Origin of the sequence: Blastococcus sp. HT6-4 (assembly GCF_039679125.1) — a bacterium.
Classification (GTDB): domain Bacteria; phylum Actinomycetota; class Actinomycetes; order Mycobacteriales; family Geodermatophilaceae; genus Blastococcus; species Blastococcus montanus.
This window is the reverse complement of record NZ_CP155551.1, coordinates 1,600,779-1,622,800: the sequence shown is the minus strand read 5'-3', so window position 1 is coordinate 1,622,800 and position 22,022 is coordinate 1,600,779. Positions and strand designations below refer to the sequence as shown.

The 22,022-nt window shown below is 75.7% G+C and carries 20 protein-coding genes; all 20 read right to left on the bottom strand.

What is annotated here, in order from left to right:
• Positions 1–10: 10 nt before the first annotated feature.
• The 20 genes from ABDB74_RS07950 to mraZ all read right to left on the bottom strand — a co-directional run bounded on the left by ABDB74_RS07950 (position 11) and on the right by mraZ (position 22,011).
• Positions 11–631 carry a hypothetical protein gene (locus ABDB74_RS07950; protein WP_346623099.1) on the bottom strand — a complete coding sequence of 207 codons (621 nt, stop codon included), beginning with the start codon at positions 629–631 and terminating at the stop codon, positions 11–13.
• Between the two features lie 144 nt (positions 632–775).
• Entirely contained in the window at positions 776–1,504 is a 729-nt protein-coding gene (locus tag ABDB74_RS07945; protein ID WP_346623097.1) for a DivIVA domain-containing protein, read from the bottom strand.
• 91 nt (positions 1,505–1,595) lie between these two features.
• A complete protein-coding gene (locus tag ABDB74_RS07940; protein ID WP_346623095.1) occupies positions 1,596–1,856 on the bottom strand; it encodes a YggT family protein in 261 nt (86 codons plus the stop codon).
• 79 nt (positions 1,857–1,935) lie between these two features.
• A complete protein-coding gene (locus tag ABDB74_RS07935) occupies positions 1,936–2,658 on the bottom strand; it encodes a cell division protein SepF (RefSeq protein WP_346623093.1) in 723 nt (240 codons plus the stop codon).
• Positions 2,659–2,749: 91 nt separating this feature from the next.
• Entirely contained in the window at positions 2,750–3,484 is a 735-nt protein-coding gene (locus tag ABDB74_RS07930) for a YggS family pyridoxal phosphate-dependent enzyme (RefSeq protein ID WP_346623091.1), read from the bottom strand.
• Positions 3,485–3,534: 50 nt separating this feature from the next.
• Complete coding sequence (pgeF, locus tag ABDB74_RS07925; RefSeq protein WP_346623090.1) at positions 3,535–4,266, bottom strand: peptidoglycan editing factor PgeF; 732 nt, start codon at positions 4,264–4,266, stop codon at positions 3,535–3,537.
• Between the two features lie 55 nt (positions 4,267–4,321).
• Positions 4,322–5,623 carry a cell division protein FtsZ gene (gene ftsZ, locus ABDB74_RS07920; protein ID WP_346623088.1) on the bottom strand — a complete coding sequence of 434 codons (1,302 nt, stop codon included), beginning with the start codon at positions 5,621–5,623 and terminating at the stop codon, positions 4,322–4,324.
• A gap of 387 nt (positions 5,624–6,010) precedes the next feature.
• Positions 6,011–6,649, bottom strand: coding sequence for a peroxidase-related enzyme (locus ABDB74_RS07915; RefSeq protein WP_346623086.1), 639 nt, complete (start codon positions 6,647–6,649; stop codon positions 6,011–6,013).
• A gap of 21 nt (positions 6,650–6,670) precedes the next feature.
• On the bottom strand, positions 6,671–7,471 hold the full coding sequence (locus ABDB74_RS07910) for an FtsQ-type POTRA domain-containing protein (protein ID WP_346623085.1): 801 nt from the start codon (positions 7,469–7,471) through the stop codon (positions 6,671–6,673).
• The gene (murC, locus tag ABDB74_RS07905; protein WP_346623084.1) at positions 7,468–8,928 is read right to left on the bottom strand and encodes a UDP-N-acetylmuramate--L-alanine ligase; all 1,461 of its coding nucleotides are present in this window, start codon (positions 8,926–8,928) and stop codon (positions 7,468–7,470) included. Before murC ends, ABDB74_RS07910 begins: the two co-directional genes overlap by 4 nt.
• A 386-nt stretch (positions 8,929–9,314) precedes the next feature.
• Complete coding sequence (gene murG, locus ABDB74_RS07900) at positions 9,315–10,415, bottom strand: undecaprenyldiphospho-muramoylpentapeptide beta-N-acetylglucosaminyltransferase (protein ID WP_346623083.1); 1,101 nt, start codon at positions 10,413–10,415, stop codon at positions 9,315–9,317.
• Positions 10,412–11,944 (bottom strand): putative lipid II flippase FtsW, encoded by a 1,533-nt coding sequence (ftsW, locus tag ABDB74_RS07895; protein ID WP_346623082.1) that lies wholly within the window; start codon positions 11,942–11,944, stop codon positions 10,412–10,414. Before ftsW ends, murG begins: the two co-directional genes overlap by 4 nt.
• 7 nt (positions 11,945–11,951) lie before the next feature.
• The gene (gene murD / locus ABDB74_RS07890; RefSeq protein WP_346623081.1) at positions 11,952–13,385 is read right to left on the bottom strand and encodes a UDP-N-acetylmuramoyl-L-alanine--D-glutamate ligase; all 1,434 of its coding nucleotides are present in this window, start codon (positions 13,383–13,385) and stop codon (positions 11,952–11,954) included.
• A gap of 152 nt (positions 13,386–13,537) precedes the next feature.
• Entirely contained in the window at positions 13,538–14,617 is a 1,080-nt protein-coding gene (mraY, locus tag ABDB74_RS07885) for a phospho-N-acetylmuramoyl-pentapeptide-transferase (RefSeq protein WP_346623080.1), read from the bottom strand.
• On the bottom strand, positions 14,614–16,005 hold the full coding sequence (murF, locus tag ABDB74_RS07880; protein WP_346623078.1) for a UDP-N-acetylmuramoyl-tripeptide--D-alanyl-D-alanine ligase: 1,392 nt from the start codon (positions 16,003–16,005) through the stop codon (positions 14,614–14,616). Before murF ends, mraY begins: the two co-directional genes overlap by 4 nt.
• On the bottom strand, positions 16,002–17,579 hold the full coding sequence (locus ABDB74_RS07875) for a UDP-N-acetylmuramoyl-L-alanyl-D-glutamate--2,6-diaminopimelate ligase (protein WP_346623077.1): 1,578 nt from the start codon (positions 17,577–17,579) through the stop codon (positions 16,002–16,004). Before ABDB74_RS07875 ends, murF begins: the two co-directional genes overlap by 4 nt.
• 106 nt (positions 17,580–17,685) lie before the next feature.
• Positions 17,686–19,404, bottom strand: coding sequence for a penicillin-binding protein 2 (locus ABDB74_RS07870; protein WP_346623075.1), 1,719 nt, complete (start codon positions 19,402–19,404; stop codon positions 17,686–17,688).
• 135 nt (positions 19,405–19,539) lie between these two features.
• Positions 19,540–20,166 carry a hypothetical protein gene (locus tag ABDB74_RS07865; RefSeq protein WP_346623074.1) on the bottom strand — a complete coding sequence of 209 codons (627 nt, stop codon included), beginning with the start codon at positions 20,164–20,166 and terminating at the stop codon, positions 19,540–19,542.
• Positions 20,163–21,158, bottom strand: coding sequence for a 16S rRNA (cytosine(1402)-N(4))-methyltransferase RsmH (gene rsmH / locus ABDB74_RS07860; protein ID WP_346623072.1), 996 nt, complete (start codon positions 21,156–21,158; stop codon positions 20,163–20,165). Before rsmH ends, ABDB74_RS07865 begins: the two co-directional genes overlap by 4 nt.
• Before the next feature lie 418 nt (positions 21,159–21,576).
• A complete protein-coding gene (mraZ, locus tag ABDB74_RS07855; RefSeq protein ID WP_346623070.1) occupies positions 21,577–22,011 on the bottom strand; it encodes a division/cell wall cluster transcriptional repressor MraZ in 435 nt (144 codons plus the stop codon).
• Positions 22,012–22,022 lie beyond the last annotated feature (11 nt).

Below are 22,022 nucleotides of genomic sequence, written 5' to 3'. Positions count from 1 at the left end.
GGCAGTACAGCTAGCCGTCCGGAGCGGCGCGGCGGGCCCGGGCGCGCTCGGCGAAGGTGTGGTCGGGGCGGCAGGCGCCGCACGGGGTGAACCCGTCGGCGCGCGCCTCGTCCAGCGGGAGCGGGATCGTGGACTCACCGCGCAGCCACGCGCAGCCCGGCACGTGGTAGCGGGGGCGCTCGTCCACGACCAGCACCTCGTCGGTCAGGTCCACGATGATCAGCAGGTCGGTGACCTCGACCTCCTCGACCGGCGGTTCTGTGTACTCCTCGTCCGGGGGGCGCGCGGTGACCGGCGGATCGGCCGCGGGCGCGGTCGCCGCCGGCTCCCCGACCGGCGCGGGCCCAGGGATCGATGCGGGCTCCTCCGCCGGCGCGGGCCCGGCGGAGACCGCCGTGCTGCCGGCGCCCGGAAGCAGGTCGGCGGGAGGCTCCTCCGGGGCGACGGGCCGGTCGGCCGGCGCCGGCGGGCCGGGCCCGGCCCGCATGGCGCGCTGTGCGGCGACGAGCAGGCCGGCGGCCACGAGACAGGCCGCCACGCAGCCCCAGTAGAACGCGGGCACGCCGGTGACGAGGCCGGCCACGAACAGGGCCAGCCCCAGCAGCCAGAGAAGTCCGGCGGCCACGATCACCCCCCGGACTCTAGGTCGGCCCGGCACCGGGGCGCCCCTCGGACGGTGCCGCGACCGCACACCGTGGCCGCACGACGACGGGGCCCCCGGACCGATGTCCGGGGGCCCTCGTCGTCGTGCGCCCCTCCCGGAGGAGGGATCGGCTCAGGCGCTGGCGTGCTGGTTCTGCCGGCCCGCCGACGCCGGCTCGGCCGAGCCGCGGCTGTCGAGGTCGCGCAGGTGCGACTCGAGGTAGGACCGCAGCCGGGTGCGGTACTCGCGCTCGAAGGTGCGCAGCTCCTCGATCTTCCGCTCCAGGCTGCTGCGCTTCTCCTCCAGCGAGCCCATCACCTCGACGTGCCGGCGCTCGGCGTCCTGGTCGAGGGCCGCGGCCTTGGCGCGGGCCTCGCGCTCCATCGTCTCGGAGCGGGTGCGGGCGTCCCCGATCATCGAGTCGGCCCGGTGCTTGGCCTCGGTGACCATCTGCTCGCTCTTGGCGCGCGCCTCGGACATCAGGCGGTCGCTGTTCGTCTTGGCGCCGGTGAGCATCTGCTCGGCCTGCGTCTTCGCCTCGTTCACGTACCGGTCGGCGGTCTCCGTGGCCAGCGCCAACATGCGGGAGGCACGGGCGCTGTCGTCTTCACGGGGCTGCTGGACCGGCGGCGGCGCCGCCACGGGGGGCGCGACCGGCGCCGGCGGCTCGGGCCGCTCCTCGGCCCGCGCCGGGGCGCGACCGGCGCCCGAGCGCAGCTCGTTGTTCTCCTCGATCAAGCGGGCCAACTCGGCCTCCACGACGTCGAGGAAGGCGTCCACCTCGTCCTCGTCGTAGCCCCGCTTGCCGATGGGCGGCTTCTTGAAGACGACGTTGTGCACGTCGGCAGGCGTGAGTGGCATCGCAGGTCACCTCGGGTCGGACGGCGGGAACAGGGACGTGCTGGGACGAGCGGCGGTGCACGCCCGTCCGTCGGCTCTGATCCCGGGGGATTCAGCGTGCGAGTGCGAGCGTGACGTTCCGGAGGACCACCACGGCGATCAGCAGCACCATAAACCCGAGGTCCAGTCGGATGGACCCCAGGTTCAGAGGCGGGATGACCTTGCGCACCGCCTTCAACGGCGGGTCGGTGGTGGAGTAGACGACCTCGAGGACCGCCGCGACCGCACCCGAGGGCCGCCAGCTGCGGGCCAGGACCATCACCCAGTCGACGACGAACCGCGCGAACAGCAGCACGAGGAAGACGAGCAGCACCGACGAGACGATCTGCCAGAAAAGAGACACGGGCCCCGCTCGTTCAGGGCACCCCCCGGTGCCGACTCCACCACTGCGCTCAGGACTTGGGGGTGAAGCCGCCCTCGCGGATCTTCGCCTTGTCCTCAGCGGTGACGGCGACGTCCTGCGGGCTGAGCAGGAACACCTTCGCCGTGACGCGCTCGATACTACCGCGCAGCCCGAAGCTGAGTCCCGCAGCGAAGTCGACGAGTCGCTTGGCGTCGGCGTCGTCCATCTCCGTGAGGTTCATGATGACCGGCATGCCGTCGCGGAACCGCTCGCCGATGGTCCGCGCCTCGTTGTAGGTCCGCGGGTGCAGCGTCGTGATCCGGTAGGGCTGGGCGGCGGGGGTGGCCACCGGCTCCGGCTCGGGCTCCGCGGCGACCAGCGGCTCCTGGACGGCGAGACCGGCGGCGACCGGGCCGCTGCTCAGGCTCCCCGCGCGGGACCCGATCGAGCCGGCACCGCTGGCGGTGGCGCCGCTGGGCGCCAGGCCCAGCGGTCGGGCCTGGACGCGCCGGACCGAGATCGGCTCGGGGTCCCGGGCGGCAGGGATCCCGGCGGCGGGCTCGTCCTCGTCGGCGTACCCGCCGGCGTAGCCGTCGTCGCCGTAGGAACGGTCGGCGTACTCGTCGCCGTAGCGGTCCTCGTCGTACCGGCCGTAACGGCGGTCGTGCTCCAGCTCGTCCGGCGAACGGGGGTCGTACCGGCCGTAGCCCCGGGTGTCCTCGTCCTCGACGAGCCCCAGGTAGATCCCCATCTTCCGCATGGCTCCAGCCATCGGACCTCCCCCTCTGCTGGTGTCCTCAGCGTCGCGTCTGCACGATCGTCGTCACATCGTTCCCGGTAGACCGAGGGGCGTGCGACCCGTGTTACTGCTGTGACTCACGTGGCTGGTGTTCCTCGAACTCACCGCAGGGTAGGGGCCGTTCGCCGAAGAGCGCGGTTCCGACACGCACGATGGTCGCGCCGGCCGCGACGGCGTCGGCGAGGTCGCCGCTCATGCCGGCGGAGATGTCCACGGCCTCCGGGTGGTCGGCCCGCACCCGCCCGGCGAGGTCGGCCAGCCGGTCGAACGCCGGGCGGGGGTCGGCACCGCGGGGGGCGACCGCCATGAGTCCGCGCAGCCGCAGCCCGGCCGCCCCGGCGACGGCGTCGGCGAGGGCCGGGACGTCGGCGGGCCGGGCTCCGCCACGGGCGGCCACCTCGCCCGCCGGGCCACCGAGGTCGACCTGGATCAGCACGTCGACGGGATGCCCGCCCTCCTGCCCCGCCCGGTCCAGCGTGGTCGCCAGGGGCTGCCGGTCCAGGGAGTGGACCACCGCGCCGGTCCGCGCGACCGCCGCGGCCTTGTTCCGCTGGAGTTGCCCGACGAAGTGCCAGCGCGGGCCGGCGTCGGCGAGCTCCGCGGCCTTGTCGAGGAGCTCCTGCACCCGGTTCTCGCCGAAGTCCCGCTGCCCGAGCGCGGCCAGCGCCCGCACGTCGGCCGCCGGCCAGGTCTTGCTCACCGCGAGGAGCGCCACGCTCCCCGGGTCGCGCCCAGCGGCCCGCGCCGCCGCGTCGATCCGGGCACGGACCGCGCGCAGGTTCTCCTTGAGACTGGCCACGACGCCGATCCTCCCCGACGCCCGCACCCGAGGGGCGGGGGCGGGTGCCCTCAGTCGAGCCAGACCAGCCCGGCCTGCCGGCCCGTGACGCCGTCCCGGCGGTGGGAGAAGAGGGTGCGGTCCTCCACCGTGCAGCGTGCGTCCTGGACGACCTCCGGGATGCCGGCCCGGCGCAGGATCTGCTCGACCCCGGCCCGCAGGTCCAACCCGGGCGTACCGGCACGCGTGGTGACCGCGGCGTCCGGCGCGACCCGCGCCACCTCGGCCTGCATCGCGGCGGGCACCTCGTAGCAGGCGCCGCAGACGGCCGGGCCCAGCAGCGCGGTCACGTGCCGCGCACGGGCGCCGAGACCGGCCATGGCCGACAGGGCAGCCGGCAGCACGCCGGCGCGCACGCCCTCGCGGCCGGCGTGCACCGCGGCGACGACGCCCGTGTCGTGATCGGCCAGCAGCACCGGCACGCAGTCGGCGGCGAGCACGGCCAGCACCAGTCCGCGGTTCGCCGTGACGAGCGCGTCGGTCGCGGGCACCGGGCCGTCCTGGGGCCCCTCGACGACGGCCACCCCGGTGCCGTGGACCTGGTCCATCCAGATCAGTCGGTCGTCGGCCACGCCCAGCTCCCGGGCGACGCGGGCCCGGTTGGCGGCGACGTCGGCCGGGTCGTCGCCGACGTGGTCGCCGAGGTTGAAGGAGTCGTACGGGGAACGGGAGCGGCCGCCCCGTCGGTCGGTGACGACCCTGCGGGGTCGCACCGCCGACGGAGCGGCCGGATTCGTGCTCATCGACGCCAACCCTACGGGCACTCCCGTGGGGCGGCGGGTCCTCCGGAGGGTGGCGCTACCCCTTGAGGAACTCCGGGATGTCGAGCTCCTCCTCGAAGTCCTCGTTGGACAGCGGCCGGCGACCGTTGCCCGGGGAGCCCTGGATGGGCGGCAGCGGCGGGACGGTGATCCCGCCACCACCTGCCGCCCGCTGCGGAGCCGCGGCGGCGCCCGGCGCCGGCTGGGCCAGCCGCTCCCCCGTCACCGGCGGGGCGGCCACGGCCGGCGGCGGGGTGACGACGGGCGGCGCGGCCGCGACCGGCGGCGCGGCGACCGGACGACGCGGCGCGGCGAACGGCGAGGCCGCACCGGTGGAGACCGCTCCGGGGGTGTTCGTCCCCGTCGCGGCGCCGTCCTTGCGCGAGCTCGGCCGGCCGCCGTCGAAGCCCGCGGCGATGACCGTGACCCGAACCTCGTCACCCAGGGCGTCGTCGATGACGGCGCCGAAGATGATGTTGGCGTCGGCGTGCGCGGCGTCGGAGACCAGCGAGGCGGCCTCGTTGATCTCGAACAACCCCAGGTCCGAGCCGCCGGAGATCGAGAGCAGCACCCCGTGGGCGCCTTCCATCGAGGCCTCCAGGAGCGGACTGGCGATCGCCTGCTCGGCGGCGAGGAGCGCACGGTTGTCGCCCCGCGCGCTGCCGATCCCCATGAGCGCCGAGCCGGCCCCGGACATGACCGACTTGACGTCGGCGAAGTCCAGGTTGATCAGACCCGGCGTGGTGATCAGGTCGGTGATGCCCTGGACACCGGACAGCAGCACCTGGTCGGCGGTGCGGAACGCGTCCATCACGCTGACGTTCCGATCGCCCAGCTGCAGCAGCCGGTCGTTCGGGATCACGATGAGCGTGTCGCACTCGTTGCGCAGCTCCTCGATGCCCGACTCGGCCTGCACCGCGCGCCGCTTGCCCTCGAAGGCGAACGGGCGGGTGACCACACCGATGGTCAGGGCACCGAGCTTGCGCGCGATGGAGGCGACGACAGGGGCGCCACCGGTACCGGTGCCACCACCCTCGCCCGCCGTCACGAAGACCATGTCGGCCCCCTTGAGGACCTCCTCGATCTCCTCGCGGTGGTCCTCGGCGGCCTGGCGGCCCACGTCGGGCTGCGCGCCGGCGCCGAGGCCCCGGGTGAGCTCACGCCCGACGTCGAGCTTGACGTCGGCGTCGCTCATCAGCAGCGCCTGCGCGTCGGTGTTGATCGCGATGAACTCGACGCCCTTGAGCCCGACCTCGATCATGCGATTGACCGCGTTCACCCCGCCGCCGCCGATGCCGACGACCTTGATGACCGCTAGATAGTTGTGCGGAGGTGTCATGCGGCGCTCCCCAACTGGACCCTCATCCTCAAGTTCAGCCTTACAGTTATGTCAACTCGGTCGACGTGGATGAAGTTAGGTGGGCGCAGAGAGGCGCTACAAGCACCTCCTCGGGGTCGGCGTGTCGGTGAGGCCGGATCGCACCACACCCTGACGACCCTTTGGTCACACGGACACCACGAGCCGTGACGACTCGCGCCGAAACCGTCTCATCCGCAGGTCCAGAGCAGCCCGGCGGACCGGCCGAGAAACATCTCGCGACGAACTGCGTGTCGGGCGTGTCGCACCGCCCGGCGTGTCGGTCGGCGTGCTCGCTCCCAGCCGTCCGCACGCGGGCGGCGACGGTGTGCCACCGTCGGGGACCACGGAGCGGCAGCGCCCGCCGGATCAGGCCCGGGGCACCCGGCCCATGAGGAAGAACTCGGGGTTGGGCGGGATGGCGGCCCAGTGCGCGAGGCGGTTCGAGAGCGCGAAGAACGACACGATCGCCCCGACGTCCCAGACGTCGTCCTCGGTCAGGCCGTGCTCGCGCAGCCCGGCGAGATCCTCCGCCCGCACGGCGCCCGGCTCGACGGCGAGCCGGACCGCCACCTCGAGCACCGCGAGCATGCGCGGGGACAGCGGCGCCTTCCGCCAGTCCACGGCCACCTGGTCGGCGACGTAGGGGTCCCGCGCGCGGATCCGGGCGACCGCGCCGTGGGCCACCACGCAGTACAGGCAGTCGTTGGCCGCGCTGGTGGCCACCACGATCAGCTCGCGGTCGGCCTTCGACAGGGCCGCCGTCTCCTTGTCCATCAGCGCGTCGTGCATCGCGAAGAAGGCGCCAGCCTCCGCGGGGCGCCAGGAGAGCGCGGCGAACACGTTCGGCAGGAACCCCGACCGCTCCTCGACGTCGGCGAAGCGCTCGCGCAGGTCGGCCGGCAGGTCCTCTCTCGGGGGAACGGGGAACCGGCTGATCGCCGTGCCGTCACCCCCCGGTCCGGAAGGAGTGGGATCGGACGGACGGGGGGACTCTGGCTCGGACATGCCGCCATGCTGCGCCGGGCGCTAGCGGAGCACCACCGCGTCCGGCGTGCTGACGTCGATGACCGACGCCGGCTCGAGCTCCCCGTCGTCGATCCGGTCGAGGAGGGCCACCAGCACCTGCGCCTTGGTCTCCACCTCCCCGGCGCTCCCCCAGCGCACGATCGTGCCGTCCCGCATGGTCAGGGTGATGTCCTCGGCCCCCGGCGCGGCGACCTCGGCGAGGTCGGCGCGCAACCGCTCGGGCAGCGCCCGGATCGCGGCGAGCCCGGCCGCGGTGGCGGCGTCCCCGGGTCCGGGGTCGGCCACCTCGAGCGGCACCACCCCGGGGGGAGCGTCCCCGGTGACGGTGTCGAACAGCACCCCCTCGGCATCGACCAGGGCGCGCCGGCCCGTGTCGCCGACGACCGCCACGGGCACCCGCTCGGCGACCGTGACGACGATCTGGTCGGGCCAGCCGCGGGCGACCTGCACGTCGCGGACCTGCGGCAGCCGGGCGACCCGGTCCTCGACCGCGCCGAGGTCGATGCGCAGCAGCGGCACCCCTTGCGGCACCTGCGCGGTCTCCCGCACCCGGTCCGCCGACAACGTCGCGGTGCCGTCGACCTGCACCGTGCGGACGGCCAGCACCGGGCTCAGCCAGAGCAGCCAGCCGACGGCGGCGAGCACGGTCAGCGCCGTGGCCAGCTGCAGCGTCCGGCGGTGCCGGGACGCCCGCCGGGCCCGCCGGCGGTCCGGCGGCGGCGTCGCACCGGCGCTGCGGCGCCCGGTGGTCCGGCGCGGCCGCCGCGTGCGGTCACTGGTGGTGCTGCCCGAGCGGTTCACCGCCCGGCGTCCGGCGCGTCGTCCCTCCCGGCGGAGCCCTCGGCGGCGCGCAGGGCGTCGAGCACCTCCGGCCCGACCATCGACACGTCGCCGGCCCCCATGGTCATCACGAGGTCCCCGGCCCGCGCCCGCGACGCCAGCGCCGGACCGGCCGCCGACCACGACGGCTCGAAGAGCACCCGGTCGCCGGGCAGGGGCACGGCGTCGGCCACCATCGCGCCGGTGACCCCGGGGACCGGGTCCTCCCGGGCGCCGTAGATGTCCATGACCACGACCTCGTCGGCCAGGCCGAGCGCTGCGCCGAACCCCTCGGCGAACTCCTGCGTCCGGCTGTAGAGGTGCGGCTGGAAGGCGACCACCAGCCGCCCCTCCCCGGCGACCGCCCGCGCGGCCCGCAACTGGGCGGCCACCTCGGTGGGGTGGTGGGCGTAGTCGTCGTAGACCCGCACGCCCGCGGCGACCCCCTTCAGCTCGAACCGCCGGTGCACCCCGCCGAAGCGGCCGAGCCCGTCGACCAGGCCGGCCGCGGGCAGCCCCAGCTCGAGCCCCGACAGCAACGCGGCGGCGCTGTTGCGGGCCATGTGCTCGCCGGGCACCTGGATGCGGACCCGCCCGAGCGACGTCCCGTCCAGCACCGCCGTGTAGCTGGTCTGCTCGCGTCCGACGTCCAGGTCGACCAGCCGCAGGTCGGCGTCGGCGGCCGTGCCGTAGGTCCGCACCCGCGCCGGCGCGGGCACCTGCCGCAGCCGGGCCGAGCCCGGGTCGTCGGCGCAGAGCACCACGAAGCCGCCGGGATCCACCGTCTGCAGGAACCGGTCGAACGCGGCCTCCACCGCGGCGAGGTCGCCGTAGTTGTCCAGGTGGTCGGCCTCGACGTTCGTGACGATCGCGGCGAACGGCGCGAGCAGCAGGAACGACCGGTCGCTCTCGTCGGCCTCGGCGACGAACACGTCCCCCTCGCCGGCGTGGGCGTTGCTGCCCGACTCGTTGAGGTTGCCGCCGATGGCGAAGGACGCGTCGACGCCGCAGGCCTGGACGGCGACGGTGAGCATGGAGGTGGTGGACGTCTTGCCGTGCGTCCCGGCGACGGCGATGCTGCGCCGCCCGGCCATCACCGCGGCCAGGGCGACCGCCCGCGGCAGCACCCGCAGGCCGTGTTCCCGGGCCGCGACCAGCTCCGGGTTGTCGGCCCGGATCGCCGTGGAGACGACGACCGTGTCGGCATCGCCGACGTGCGCGGCGTCGTGGCCGAGCTCCACCCGTGCGCCGAGGGCGCGCAGCGCGAGCAGCGTGGGGCTGTCACGGCGGTCGCTGCCGGACACCGGGACCCCGCGGGCGAGCAGGATGCGGGCGATCCCGCTCATCCCCGCACCACCGATGCCGATGAAGTGGACCCGCCCCAGCTCGGGCAGCGACGGGACCGGGCCGGTCCAGGCCGCGACGTCAGCAGCGCTCATCGCTCGACTCCGGGCTCGTTCCGCTCCTCGCTCGGCGACACAGGCCGCCTCCGCGGTCGCTCCGCTCCTCGCTCGTCCCTCGCTGCGATGCTCACTCCCTGTCGGCGGCCGCCTCGCTGCGATGCTCGCTCCCCCGTCGTCCTCGCGGTGCTCATTGCTCGACTCCGGGCTCGTTCCGCTCCTCGCTCGGCGACACAGGCCGCCTCCGCGGTCGCTCCGCTCCTCGCTCGTCCCTCGCTGCGATGCTCACTCCCTGTCGGCGGCCGCCTCGCTGCGATGCTCGCTCCCCCGTCGTCCTCGCGGTGCTCATTGCTCGACTCCGGGCTCGTTCCGCTCCTCGCTCGTTCCTCGCTGCGATGCTCGCTCCCCCGTCGTCCTCGCGGCGCTCATCGCTCGGCCACCTCGCAGACGATGTCGGCCAGCCGCTCGTCGGCGTCCGGCACCCCGGCCGCGGCGGCGTGCCGGGCCAGGCCCCCGAGCGCGACGGGGTCGGTGAGCAGCGGCAGCAGCCGCGCGGCGATCCAGTCCGCGTCCAGGTCGGCGTCCTCGACGAGCAGCCCGCCGCCGGCGTCGACGACGGGCAGGGCGTTGCGCCGCTGCTCCCCGTTGCCGATCGGCAGCGGCACGAAGGCCGCGGGCAGGCCCACCGCGGACAGCTCGGCGACGGTGACGGCACCGGCCCGGCACAGCGCCAGGTCGGCGGCCGCGTAGGCGAGGTCCATGCGGTCGAGGTAGTCGACGACGACGTAGGGCGCGCTGCCGGCCGGCGGGGCGGGCACCGTGACGTCGGTGTTCTTCGGCCCGCGCGCGTGCAGCACCTGGACGCCCGCGGCGGTGAGGGCGTCCGCGGCGGCGACCGCGGCGCGGTTGAGCGAGGCGGCGCCCTGCGAGCCGCCGAAGACCAGCAGCGTGGGCCGGTCGGCGTCCAGGCCGAACTCGGCTCTCGCCTCCGCCCGGTGCGCCGCCCGGTCGAGCGAGGAGATCGCCCGGCGCAGCGGCATGCCGACGTGCTCGCCACGGTGCAGCGGGGTGCCCGGCACGGTGACCGCCACCCGGGCGGCGAGCCGCGCACCGATGCGGTTGGCCAGGCCCGGGAGGGCGTTCTGCTCGTGCACGACGACCGGCACCCCCGCCCGGCGGGCGGCGAGGTACGCCGGCAGGGCCACGTAGCCGCCGAAGCCCACCACGACGTCCGCCGCGAGCTCGTCGAGCACGGCGCGGGTCTCGGCCACCGACCGGCGCACCCGGCCGGGGACCCGGAGCAGGTCCGGCGTCGGCTTGCGCGGCAGCGGGACCGGCGGGATCAGCCGCAGGTCGTACCCGCGCGCGGGGACCAGCCGGGTCTCCATCCCGCGGGCGGTGCCCAGGCAGGTGATCCGCAGCTCCGGGCCCCCGCGCCGGCGCAGCGCGTCGGCCAGCGCCAGCATCGGCTCGATGTGGCCGCCGGTCCCGCCGCCGGCGAGCACGACCGAGCGGACGGCCCTCATCGGTCACCCCCCGGCCGGCGCCGGGCGGCGCCCGACGCGGAGGACCCGGAGCGCTGCCGCGGCGGCGGGGTGGCCGCACCGGTCCGGGGCGCGCCGGCACCGCGGCCCGCCGCCGTCCTCGACCGCGGCGGCGCCTCGGTGCGCTGGGGCGTGCGCCGGGGCGCGGCACCGCGGACGTGCAGGAGGGTGCGGCCGCTCCCCACCGCCGGACGCGGGTTCCCGGGGTCGTCGCCGAGGCGCCGGGGACGGACCTGGTCGACCGCCGTCGTGGGGGCCGGCAGGAGCAGCCGGGCCAACCGGCCGCGCTCGGCGGTGCGCAGCGCCTCCACCGCGGCGGGCTCGGACAGTGCGAACCGGGCCAGGAGCCCGACGATGAACAGGGTGAGGATCAGGGAGGTGCCGCCCGCCGAGATCAGCGGGAGCGTCACCCCGGTCACCGGGAGCAGACCCACCACGTACCCCATGTTCATCGTCGCCTGGCCGATCAGCCACACGGTGATGGCGACGCTGGCCAGCTGCACGAAGCGATCGGCCGAGCGGCGGGCGATCCGGAAGCCGGCGTAGGCCAGCACGCCGTAGAGCGTGACGACCACCAGGCAGCCGAGAAAGCCCAGCTCCTCGCCGATGATCGCGAAGATGTAGTCCGACTCCGCCTCCGGCAGGATGTTCCACTTCATGGCGCTGTTGCCGAGCCCGACGCCCCACAGCCCCCCGGTCGCGAGCGCGTACATGCCGCGGATCGCCTGGAACCCGGTGTTGGTGGGGTCGGCGAAGGGGTCGAGGAACGAGGTGACCCGTGCCATCCGGTACGGCGCTGCCCACACCATGACGGCGAGGGTGACGACGGCCACGCCCGCGAAGGCACCGAACCAGCGCATCGGCATCCCGCCGGCCCACAGCAGACCGACCAGGACGAGGCCGAGGCTGACCACCCCACCGAAGTCCGGCTCGGCGATCAGCAGCAGGGCGAGGACGCCGAAGACCGGCAGGACGGGGACGAGCAGCGACTTCGTGGTCAGGTAGCGCTCGCGGAGGGCGAGCACGTGCGCGCCCCACAGGGCGAAGACCAGCTTGCCCAGCTCGGAGGGCTGGAAGTCGGTGAAGCCCAAGGGGATCCACTGCCGGGCGCCGTTGCGCTCCAGCCCGATGCCGGGGATCAGCACGAGCACCAGGAGCACGACGACCACCACCAGGGCGAACCGCGACCAGCGCCGCACCAGCCCGACCGGCAACCGCAGGGCGATCATCAGCGCGCCGAGCCCGATGCAGGCCAGCACCAGCTGCTTGACCCCCGGCGCCCAGGCCGGCTCGTCGGCGAGCGCCGCCTCGATGGCCGACGCGGAGAACACCATGACCACGCCGATGACCAGCAGCAGCCCGGCGGCACCGAGCACCAGGTGGGCGCTGGTCATCGGCCCGTCGAGCCAGGCCGGCCCCGTCCAGCGGCGGACGACCGCCCGGGCGGCGGGCGCCCGCCCGCGGTCGTGGGCCGGCCGGGCGGGGCGCGACGGCCGCTCGGTGGTGGTCATCGGGCGATCACCGGAGCGCCCGCACCGCGTCGGCGAAGGCCCGCCCGCGGTGCCCGTAGTCGCGGAAGACGTCCATGGAGGCGGCGGCCGGCGCCAGCAGCACCGTGTCCCCGGGCCGCGCCAGCGTCGCCGCGGCGGCGACCACACGGGTCATCGCCGTCTCCGCATCCGGCCGGTCGGCGTCCACCGCCCCATCGTTCCCGCTGGCCACCTCCACCACAGGGACCGACGGGGCGTGTCGCGCCAGGGACCGCGCCACGACCGCGCGATCACGGCCGAGCAGCACCGCCCCGGCCAGCCGGGGGGCGACGGCCGCGACGAGCGGATCGACGTCGGCGCCCTTGAGCAGGCCCCCGGCGATCCAGACCACCCGGGGGTAGGCGGCCAGGGAGGCGCCGGCGGCGTGCGGGTTGGTGGCCTTGCTGTCGTCGACGTAGTCGACGCCGTCGATCGTGGCGACGAGGACGTTGCGGTGCGCGCCGCCGGTGAACCCGGCGAGCCCGAGCTCGACCGCCTCGGCCGGCACGCCCGCCGCCCGGGCGAGGGCCGCCGCGGCGAGGGCGTTGACCGTGTTGTGCGGCCCGGGCACCGGCAGGTCGGCGCGCGCCATCAGCACCTCACCGCCGGGGTCCGCGGCGAAGGCGCGGTCGACCAGGACGCCGGCGCGCACGCCGAGCTGCCCCGGCGCCGGCTCGCCCAGGGTGACGGTCACCCGGCCCGGGTGGCCCGCGACGAGGCCGGCGGCCACCGGGTCCCCCGCGTCGGCGACGGCGACCGGCGACCGCTCGAGGATGCGGGCCTTGGCGTCGCGGTAGGCGGCGAAGGAGCCGTGCCAGTCGGTGTGGTCGTCGGCCACGTTGAGGACCGCGGCCGCCGCCGGCGCCAGTGAGGAGGACCAGTGCAGCTGGAAGCTGGACAGCTCCACGGCGATCACGTCGTAGGCGGGGCTGCCGTCGTCGGCCAGCGCGGTGACCACCTCCACGAGCGGCCGCCCGACGTTGCCGGCCGCGACGGCCCGGCGGCCGGCCGCGGTGAGGACGGTCTCGAGCATGGTGACCGTGGTGGTCTTGCCGTTGGTGCCGGTCACCGCCAGCCACGGCGCGGGGGTCCCGTCCGGGCCGGGGACGCGCAGCCGCCAGGCGAGCTCCGGCTCACCGATCACCTCGACCCCGCGGGCGGCGGCGTCGGCCAGCAGGGGGGCGTCGGGGCGCCACCCGGGCGAGGTGACGACGAGGTCCACCCCGTCGGGCAGCGCCTCGAGCGCGCCGAGCCAGGTCGCGCCCGCGCCGGTCAGCTCCGTCACCGCCGGTGGCTGCGCGGCGTCGGTGAGGAGCACCCGGGCCTGCCGGTCCAGCAGCACGCGGGCGGCGGCCACGCCGGAGACGCCGAGACCGGCGACCAGGACCGTGCGGCCGGCGATGGCCGGGGGCTGCTCGCTCACAGCGTCCTCCGGTTCGCTCCCGCGGCGCGCTCCGCTCCTCGCTCGGACGTCCAGGCCGACTCCGCGGTCACTCCGCTCCTCGCTCGTTCCTCGCTGCGATGCTCGCTCCCTGTCGTCGGCCGCCTCGCTGCGATGCTCACGCTCCTGTCCGCTCACAGGCCCACGAAGCTGAGCCAGTCGGCGTAGAACAGGCCGAGACCGAAGGCGACCGCCATGCCGGTGACCAGCCAGAACCGCACGATCACGGTGTTCTCGGTCCAGCCGGCGAGCTCGAAGTGGTGGTGCAGCGGCGCCATGCGGAACACCCGCCGGCGGGTGGCGCGGAAGAAGGCCACCTGGATGATCACCGACAGCGTGACCGCGACGAACAGACCGCCGAGGACGACGAGCAGCAGCTCGGTGCGGGTGACGATCGCCAGCCCGGAGAGCAGGCCACCGAGGGCGAGCGACCCGGTGTCGCCCATGAAGATCCGGGCCGGGCTGGTGTTCCACCACAGGAAGCCCAGGCAGGCGCCCATGCCGGCGGCCGCCACGAGGGTGACGTCGAGCGGGTCGCGGACCGTGTAGCAGCCCTCGATCAGCTCGTTGGCGCAGTCGTGGGTGAACTGCCAGAACGAGATGACGATGTAGGACGCCAGCACCATCGCCGAGGCCCCGGCGGCCAGCCCGTCCAGGCCGTCGGTGAGGTTGACGGCGTTGGAGAACCCGGCGATGAACAGGTAGGCGAGGATCACGAACGCGATCGGTCCGAGGGCCAGGGGGGCGATGTCGCGCACGTAGGAGACGACGGTGGACGCCGGCTCCACACCGTCGTCGTTCGGGAAGTTGATCGCCAGCACCGCGAAGGTGACGCCGACGACCAGCTGCCCGACCAGCTTCGCGGTCTTGTTCAGCCCGAGGCTGCGCCGGTGCCGGATCTTGAGGTAGTCGTCCAGGAAGCCGACCGTCCCCATGCCCACCATCAGGAAGAGCAGCAGCAGGCCGGTGGCGCTGAACCCCCAGCCGGACTCGCCGAGGAACGCCAGGTGGGCGGCGAGGTAGCCGAGCACGGTGGCGCCCACGATCACGGTGCCGCCCATCGTGGGCGTGCCCTTCTTCGACAGGTGGCTCTCGGGGCCGTCGTCGCGGATCTCCTGCCCGAGGCCCTGCCGCCGGAAGGCGCGGATGGCCAGCGGCGTCATGAGGATGGAGATGACCAGGCCCACGGCGGCCGCGATGAGGACGCTCCTCACTGCGCGGCACCGCCCAGCAGGTCGGCCGCCAGGAGCTCGAGGCCGTAGGAGCGGCTGGCCTTGACCAGGACGACATCGCCCGGACGCAGCACCTCCGTCAGCCACGCTAGGGCAGCGCCCCGGTCCGGCACGTGCACCGACTCCTCTCCTGCGCGCCGCCCCGCGGCGGTCGCGCCCTCGGCTATGCCTACCGCATCGGCGCCCACGGCCACGAGCAGGTCGACCCCGGCGGCGACCGCGTCGCGGCCCAGCAGCCGGTGCTCCTCGGCCGCGTCGGGGCCCAGCTCGGCCATGCCGCCGAGCACCGCGATGCGGCGCCCGGCGGAGAGCCCCGCGAGCGCGGCCAGCGCCGCGCGCATCGACTCGGGGTTGGCGTTGTAGGCGTCGTTGACCACGGTGACGTCGTCGTCGCGCCGGTCGACCTCCATGCGCCAGCGGCTGCGCGGCTGCGCGGCCGACAGCGCCGCGGCCACCTGCGCCGGCGTCATGCCCACGGCCAGGGCGGCGCCGGCGGCCGACAGCGCGTTGGCCACCTGGTGCTCGCCCACCACCCGCAGCGCCACCGGGTGCCGCTCGCCGGCGGCGATCAGGGTGAACCGGGCGTGCGCCGCGCCGTCCAGAGCGACGTCGACGGCGCGCACGTCGGCGTCCCCGGCACGGCCGGTGGTGCGCACGCGGGCCCGGGTGCGCGGCGCCATCCCGGCGACCCGCGGGTCGTCGGCGTTGAGCACCGCGGTGCCCTCTGCGGGCAGCGCCTCGACCAGCTCACCCTTGGCCTGCGCGATGATCTCCGCGCTGCCGAACTCGCCCAGGTGGGCCGACCCCACGTTGAGGACGACGCCGACGTGCGGCCGGGCGATGCCGCACAGCCGCGCGATGTGCCCGGGGCCTCGCGCACCCATCTCGAGCACGAGGAACCGGGTGCCCTCGTCGGCCGAGAGCACGGTGAGCGGCAGGCCGATGTCGTTGTTGTAGGACCCCGGCGGGCTGACGGTGGGCCCGGCGGTGGCCAGCACCTGGCCGAGGAGGTCCTTGGTCGAGGTCTTGCCTGAGGACCCGGTGATGCCCAGGGTGCGCAGCCCACCGGCGACCAGGCGCGCGTGCACGCCCGCGGCGAGCCGGCCCAGCGCCGTCACGGGGTCGTCGACGACGACGCAGGGCAGTGCGGGGTCGGGCCGGGCCACCAGCGCGGCCACCGCACCCGCGGCGGCCGCCGCACCCAGGAAGTCGTGCCCGTCGGCCCGCTCCCCCGCCACCGCGACGAACAGGTCCCCCGGCGCCACGGCACGCGAGTCGAGGGTGACCTTCCCGGTCACCACGCCGGACGGTGCGCCCTCGAGCCGGCCACCGGCCAGCGCGGCGACGTCGGCCACGGACAGCTCGATCATGCCGGCGCCACCGATCCGGTCAGGACCTCGCGCAGGGCGGTGCGGTCGTCGAAGGGGTGCACCGTGCCCGCGACCTCCTGACCGGTCTCGTGGCCCTTGCCCGCCACCAGCAGCGTGTCCCCGGCCCCGGCCAGCCGCACCGCCGTCGCCAGGGCCGTGCGCCGGTCCCCGACCTCCAGCACCTCCGCACGACGGCCGGCCGGCACCTCCCGCGCCCCGGCGAGCATCGCCGCCCGGATCGCGGCGGGGTCCTCCGAGCGCGGGTTGTCGTCGGTGACCACCAGCACGTCGCTGCCCTCGGCCGCGGCCCGGCCCATCTCCGGCCGCTTCCCCGCGTCGCGGTCGCCGCCGCAGCCGAGCACGGTGACCAGCCGTCCGGGCGTGGCGTCCCGGAGCGCGGCCAGCGCGGTGCGGACGGCGTCCGGCGTGTGCGCGTAGTCGACGACGGCGACGAACGGCTGCCCGGCGTCGACCGGCTCCATGCGGCCGGGCACCACCGTCTCGGCCAGCCCGGCGACGGCGTCCTCGACGGCGACACCGACGCCGTCGAGCAGTGCGACGGCCAGCAGGGCGTTGGCGACGTTGAAGCGGCCCGGCAGGCGCAGGCGGGCCGGCCAGGTGCGGCCGCCGGGTCCGTGCAGGGTGAACGTCGAGCCACCGCCGGGCGCCGTCACGACGTCCGTCGCCGTCCAGTCCGCCTTCGTGCCGGGGGTGCCCGCCACCGTGACCGGGCGGGGACGGCCGGGCCGGTCGACCAGCCGGCGGCCGTAGGGGTCGTCCACGTCGACCGCCTCGACGGCGGCCCGGCCGTCGAACAGCAGCGCCTTGGCCTGGAAGTAGTCCTCCATGTCGCGGTGGAAGTCCAGGTGGTCGCGGCCGAGGTTGGTGAAACCGGCGGCGGCGAACCGCACCCCGCCGACCCGGCCCTGCACCAGGGCGTGGCTGGAGACCTCCATGACGACGCTGGAGACGCCGGCGTCGGCCATACCGGCCAGCAGCGCGTGCAGTGCGGGCGCCTCCGGGGTGGTGCGGACACTGGGTAGCGCGGTGACCGTGGGCGTCCCGTCGGCGGCCCGGCCCCGGGTGCGGGTCTCCACCGTGCCGATCAGCCCGGTGGAGCGGCCGGCCGCGGCCAGCCCGGCCTCGACCAGGTAGCTCGTCGTCGTCTTGCCGTTGGTGCCGGTGATGCCCACGACGGTGAGCCGGCGGCTGGGCTCGCCGTAGACCCGGTCGGCGATCGCGCCGAGCACCTGCCTCGGGTCCTCGACCACGCACACCGGCAGCCCGGCCGCCAGCGCCTGCTCGCGGCCCGTCGGGTCGGTCAGCAGGGCGACGGCGCCCCGGGCGGCGGCGTCGGCCGCGTACCGGGCGCCGTGGGTGCGCGCGCCGGGCAGCGCGGCGTAGAGGTGGCGGGGGGCGACCTCACCGGAGGCCAGGGTCACCCCGGAGATCTCGATGCCGGCGCCGGTGGCGTCGGCGCCCACCGGAGCACCGACGAGATCGGCCAGTGCGGCGAGGGGCAGTGGGCGGTTCCCGGCGGGCCGCGGGACCGCCCCGGGGTCGGTCGGGGTCACGGGGCTCCAATCTACCGGCGGGGGCCGACCCGGCCCGCGCACGTGCGCGCGCCCCCGGCGGCCGCGGCGCGTCCCGGTCGGGCGACGCCTTCGGCCGGGGCCGCGGTCAGGGCGTGCCGGTCAGGGTGAACTCGGGGCGCGGGGTACCGGAGGGCACCACGGCGTCGGCGGTCAGGGCGGCCCGCATGACGTCGGCGAAGACCGGCGCGGCGACCTGCCCGCCCTCGGCGTTGCTGGTGGGCCGCTCCAGGTCGACGGCGACGACGTACTGGGGGTCGTCGGCGGGGGCGAACCCGACGAACGTGGTCACGTAGCCGCCGCCCGTGTAGCAGTTGCACTCGGGATTGGCGCGCTGCGCGGTCCCGGTCTTGCCGGCCACCCGGAAGCCCTCGATCTGCGCCAGGGGCGCGGTGCCCCCGGGTCCGACGACGGCCTCGAGCATGTAGGCCATCTGGGCTGCGGTGGACTCGCTGACCGCGCGGGTCCGCGCCGGCTCGGGGGCCGCCCTGACCGTTCCGTCCGGGCCGGTCACCGACGTGACGAGGCGGGGTTCGATGCGGACGCCGCCGTTGGCGATGGCCTGGTACATGGAGGCCATCTGCAGCGTGGTCATCGCCACGCCCTGGCCGATGGCCACGTTGGCCGCTCGGATGGCCGTCCACTCCTCGGACTCCTCGAGGATGCCCCGGCTCTCGCCGGGCAGCTCGATGCCGGTCTTCTCCCCCACCCCGAAGGCGCGCAGGTACTTCTCGAGCGTCTCGTCGCCGACCTCGCGGGCCAGCATGATCGTGCCGACGTTGCTGGACTTGGCCAGGATGCCGGTGACGGTCCAGTCGACGGGTGCGTGGTCGTGCGCGTCGGTGACCACCCGGTCGCCGGCCTGGATGTGCCCGTCGACGGTCAGGACGGTGTCCGGGGTGGCGACGCCCTCCTCGAGCGCCGCGGCGAGCGTCGCGGCCTTCATGATCGAGCCGGGCTCGAACACGTCGGACACCACCGGGTTGCCCAGCAGGTCCGGATCCGTCTCGGAGTAGGCGCCGGGGTCGTAGCCGGGGCAGGAGGCCATGGTCACGATCCGGCCGGTCTGGACCTCCTGCACCACCGCGGAGGCGCGGGTGGTCGACCCGTCGGCGCACGCCTCGGCCAGCCGCTGCTCGGTGGTGAACTGCAGGTCCTGGTCCAGGGTGAGGGTGACGTGGTCGCCGTCGGTCGCCGGCGTCGACTCGTCGATGCCCGAGGGGATCGGGTTGCCGCCGCTGCCCACCTCGACCGTGCGCCGGCCGGGCGTGCCCGACAGCTGCTCCTCGAAGGTCTGCTCGATCCCGGCGAGCCCGGTGCCCTCGGACCCCACGAAACCGACGACCTGCCCGCCGACGAACCCGGCCGGGTACAGCCGCAGCGGGTCGTCCTCCAGGATCACGCCGCCGAGACCGAGTTCCTCGATCGCGTCGGCGGTCTCCGGCGTCACCTGCGTGGCCAGGACGACGTACCGGCCGTCCTCCGACAGCTTCTCGGTGAGCTCGGGCACCGGGACGTCGAGCAGCGTGGTCAGCGCCAGGGCGGTGCGCGCCGGGTCACGGACCACCGTGGGGTCGGCGACGACGCGGGAGGCGTCCACGGTGTAGGCGAACGGGTTGCCGTCGCGGTCGAGCACCTGCCCGCGGATCGCCGCGACCGGGTAGTCGCGCAGCCGGTCCTGCTCCGCGGCGCTGGCGTAGGCCGCGCCGTCGATGCCCTGGAGCACCACCAGCCGCCCGACCACCACCACGAGCAGGGTGATCAGCAGGGCCAGGCCCCACCGGTTGCGCAGGCTCCGCTGCCCCACCGACAGACCGGCGCCGCTGCGCCTGGTCCCGGGGGCACGGCGGGACACGAACGCCCCGGCCTCACCGCGGCCGGGGACCGACCCTCGCGTGGTGCGGGGACCCGCGCCGGGTCCGCGAACGCTGCTCGGCACGGCTCAGTTCCCGCCCGCCGGGGGCTCGGCCGCCGGGGCCTCGGCTGCCGGGGCCTCGGCTGCCGGGGCCTCGGGTGCCGGGGCCTCGGGCGCCGGGGCCTCGGGCGCCGGGGCTTCGGCCGCCGGGGCTTCTGCTGCCGGAGCCGAGGGCGCAGGCGCGGGCTCGGGCTCGGGAGCCGGCTCCGGCGTGCCCCGCATCATCGTCGTCCCCTCGGGCCCGAGCACCAGGTAGGCGGCGACACCGGCGGGCACCAGGCCGGCGGCGACGGCCGCCGCGGCGACGCCCGCCGGGGTGTTGCCGGCCACGACCTGCCGCTCGAGGCGCTGGACCTCCTGGGCCCGGGAGGCGTTCTCCGCGCGCAGCTGGGTGGCCTTGAGCGAGTCGACCGCGATCGCGGTGTTCAGGACCAGCAGCCCCACGGTGGTGAGGCTGAGCAGCGCGACCACCAGCAGGACGAACGGCGCCTTGCGCGACCGCAGCGCCGCACGGGTGTCGCGGCGCGGCCGGGCGGCGGCGCCGCCGGTCGGTACCAGCCGCAGCTCCGGCCGGGGCGCGGTCCGGACGGTGGCCCGCGTGCTCCCGGCCGGAATCCGCGGTGCGGCGGGGACGCGGACGGCGGCGCGGGTCATGCCGCCCGCCGGATGCGCTCGGCCGCCCGCACCCGGGCCGACGCGGACCGCGGGTTGCTCGTCAGCTCGGCCTCGCCGGCGGCCTCGCCGCCGCGGGTGAGCAGGCGCAGCACCGGCCCGTACTCGGGCAGCGGCACCGGCAGGCCCGGCGGGGTGCGGTCGGCGGCTCCGGCGGCGAGCGTCTGCTTCACGACCCGGTCCTCCAGGGAGTGGAAGGTGATGACCGTGACACGACCCCCCACGGCCAGGGCCTCGATCGCGGCGGGGAGGGCGCGCTCGAGCGCGCCGAGCTCGTCGTTGACCTCGATGCGCAGGGCCTGGAAGGTCCGCTTCGCGGGGTGCCCGCCGGTGCGGCGGGTGGCGGCGGGGATGGACTCGCGCACCAGCTCGGCCAGGCGGGCGGTACCGGTGAACGGCTCGCGCACGCGCTCCCGGTCGATCGCCGCGGCGATGCGGGAGGCGAAGCGCTCCTCGCCGTAGACCCGCAGCACGCGCGCGAGCTCCTTCGGCGGATAGGTGTTGACGACGTCGGCGGCGGTGCGCGGAGCGCCGGGGTCCATGCGCATGTCGAGAGGCGCGTCGGTCGAGTAGCTGAACCCCCGGTCGGGGCGGTCCAGCTGCAGCGAGGAGACGCCGAGGTCGAACAGCACGCCCTGCACCTCGTCCATCCCGAGGCGGTCGAGCACCTCGGGGAGCTCGTCGAAGACGGCCGGGACGACCGTGACGCGATCGGCGTGCCCCGCGGCCTCGATCCGGCGGGTGGCCTCGGCGCGGGCGTCCGGGTCGCGGTCGAGGCCGACGACGCGCAGGCCCGGGTGCGCCTCGAGCATGGCGATGGTGTGGCCGGCGAGACCGAGGGTGGCGTCGACCAGGACGGCGCCGTCGGCGGCGCAGGCCGGGCCGAGCAGCTCGACGACCCGGTCGAGGAGGACGGGCACGTGCACCGGGGGCCGCGAGTGGCCCGGCGCCGCGGCACCTCCAGTCCTGCTCATCGTCTGCTGCCTCTCGAAGGGTCCGGGATGGTGCGGCGATGGTGCCGCGCCCCGCCCGGCGGCGGGGGGACGCGGCGGCGGGCGGTGTGCGGGATCGTGCGGGTGGGGCGGAGTGGGGCAGGTGGGGCGGAGTGGGGGCGGTGGAGCGCAGTGGGGCGGGGGGACGTCGGACCGGGGTGGTGTCCGGCCCCGCGGGGTCCGCCTGGCGTCGGGGAAGAGCGTCAGGTGGCGCCCCGCGGGGCCGGTGGGGTCACCCGCGCCGGCCGAGGGCCGGTGGCACCCGCTGGTCCGTGCGGTCCTCCGCGGTGGGACCGAGCCGCGGGGAAGGCGGCTGGGGCCCGGGCCGGTCGAGCCGCGGGGAAGGCGGCTCGTTCGGTGCGGCGCGGAGGCCGGTGGAGCGGGTGGGGCGTTCCCGGGATCACGACAACGTCGGCATCCCCTCGCTCTCCATGTCGGCGAAGGAGGCCTCCTGCTCGGCCACGTAGGCGTCCCAGGTGGCGGAGTCCCAGATCTCGAACCGCGTGTCCACGCCGACCACGACGACGTCCCGGTCGAGGTGGGCGTACTCGCGCAGTCCGGCGGGGATGGTGATGCGGCCGGTCTTGTCCGGCTCGATCTCGACCATCGACCCGAAGCTCATGCGGGCGCGCATGCGCGCCGCGGCGGTGTCGGAGGGGGCCATGGCGGCCATCGCGGCGCTCTGCTCGGCGACCCGGGCCATGGTGAGCCCGTAGATGCAGTGCTCCTGGCCCTTCTTGATCACCATGCCGTCGGCCACCTGCTCGCGGAAGCGGACCGGGAGAGCGAGCCGGCCCTTCTCGTCGAGGCGCAACTGGTAGCTGCCGACGAACACCGGATCACCCC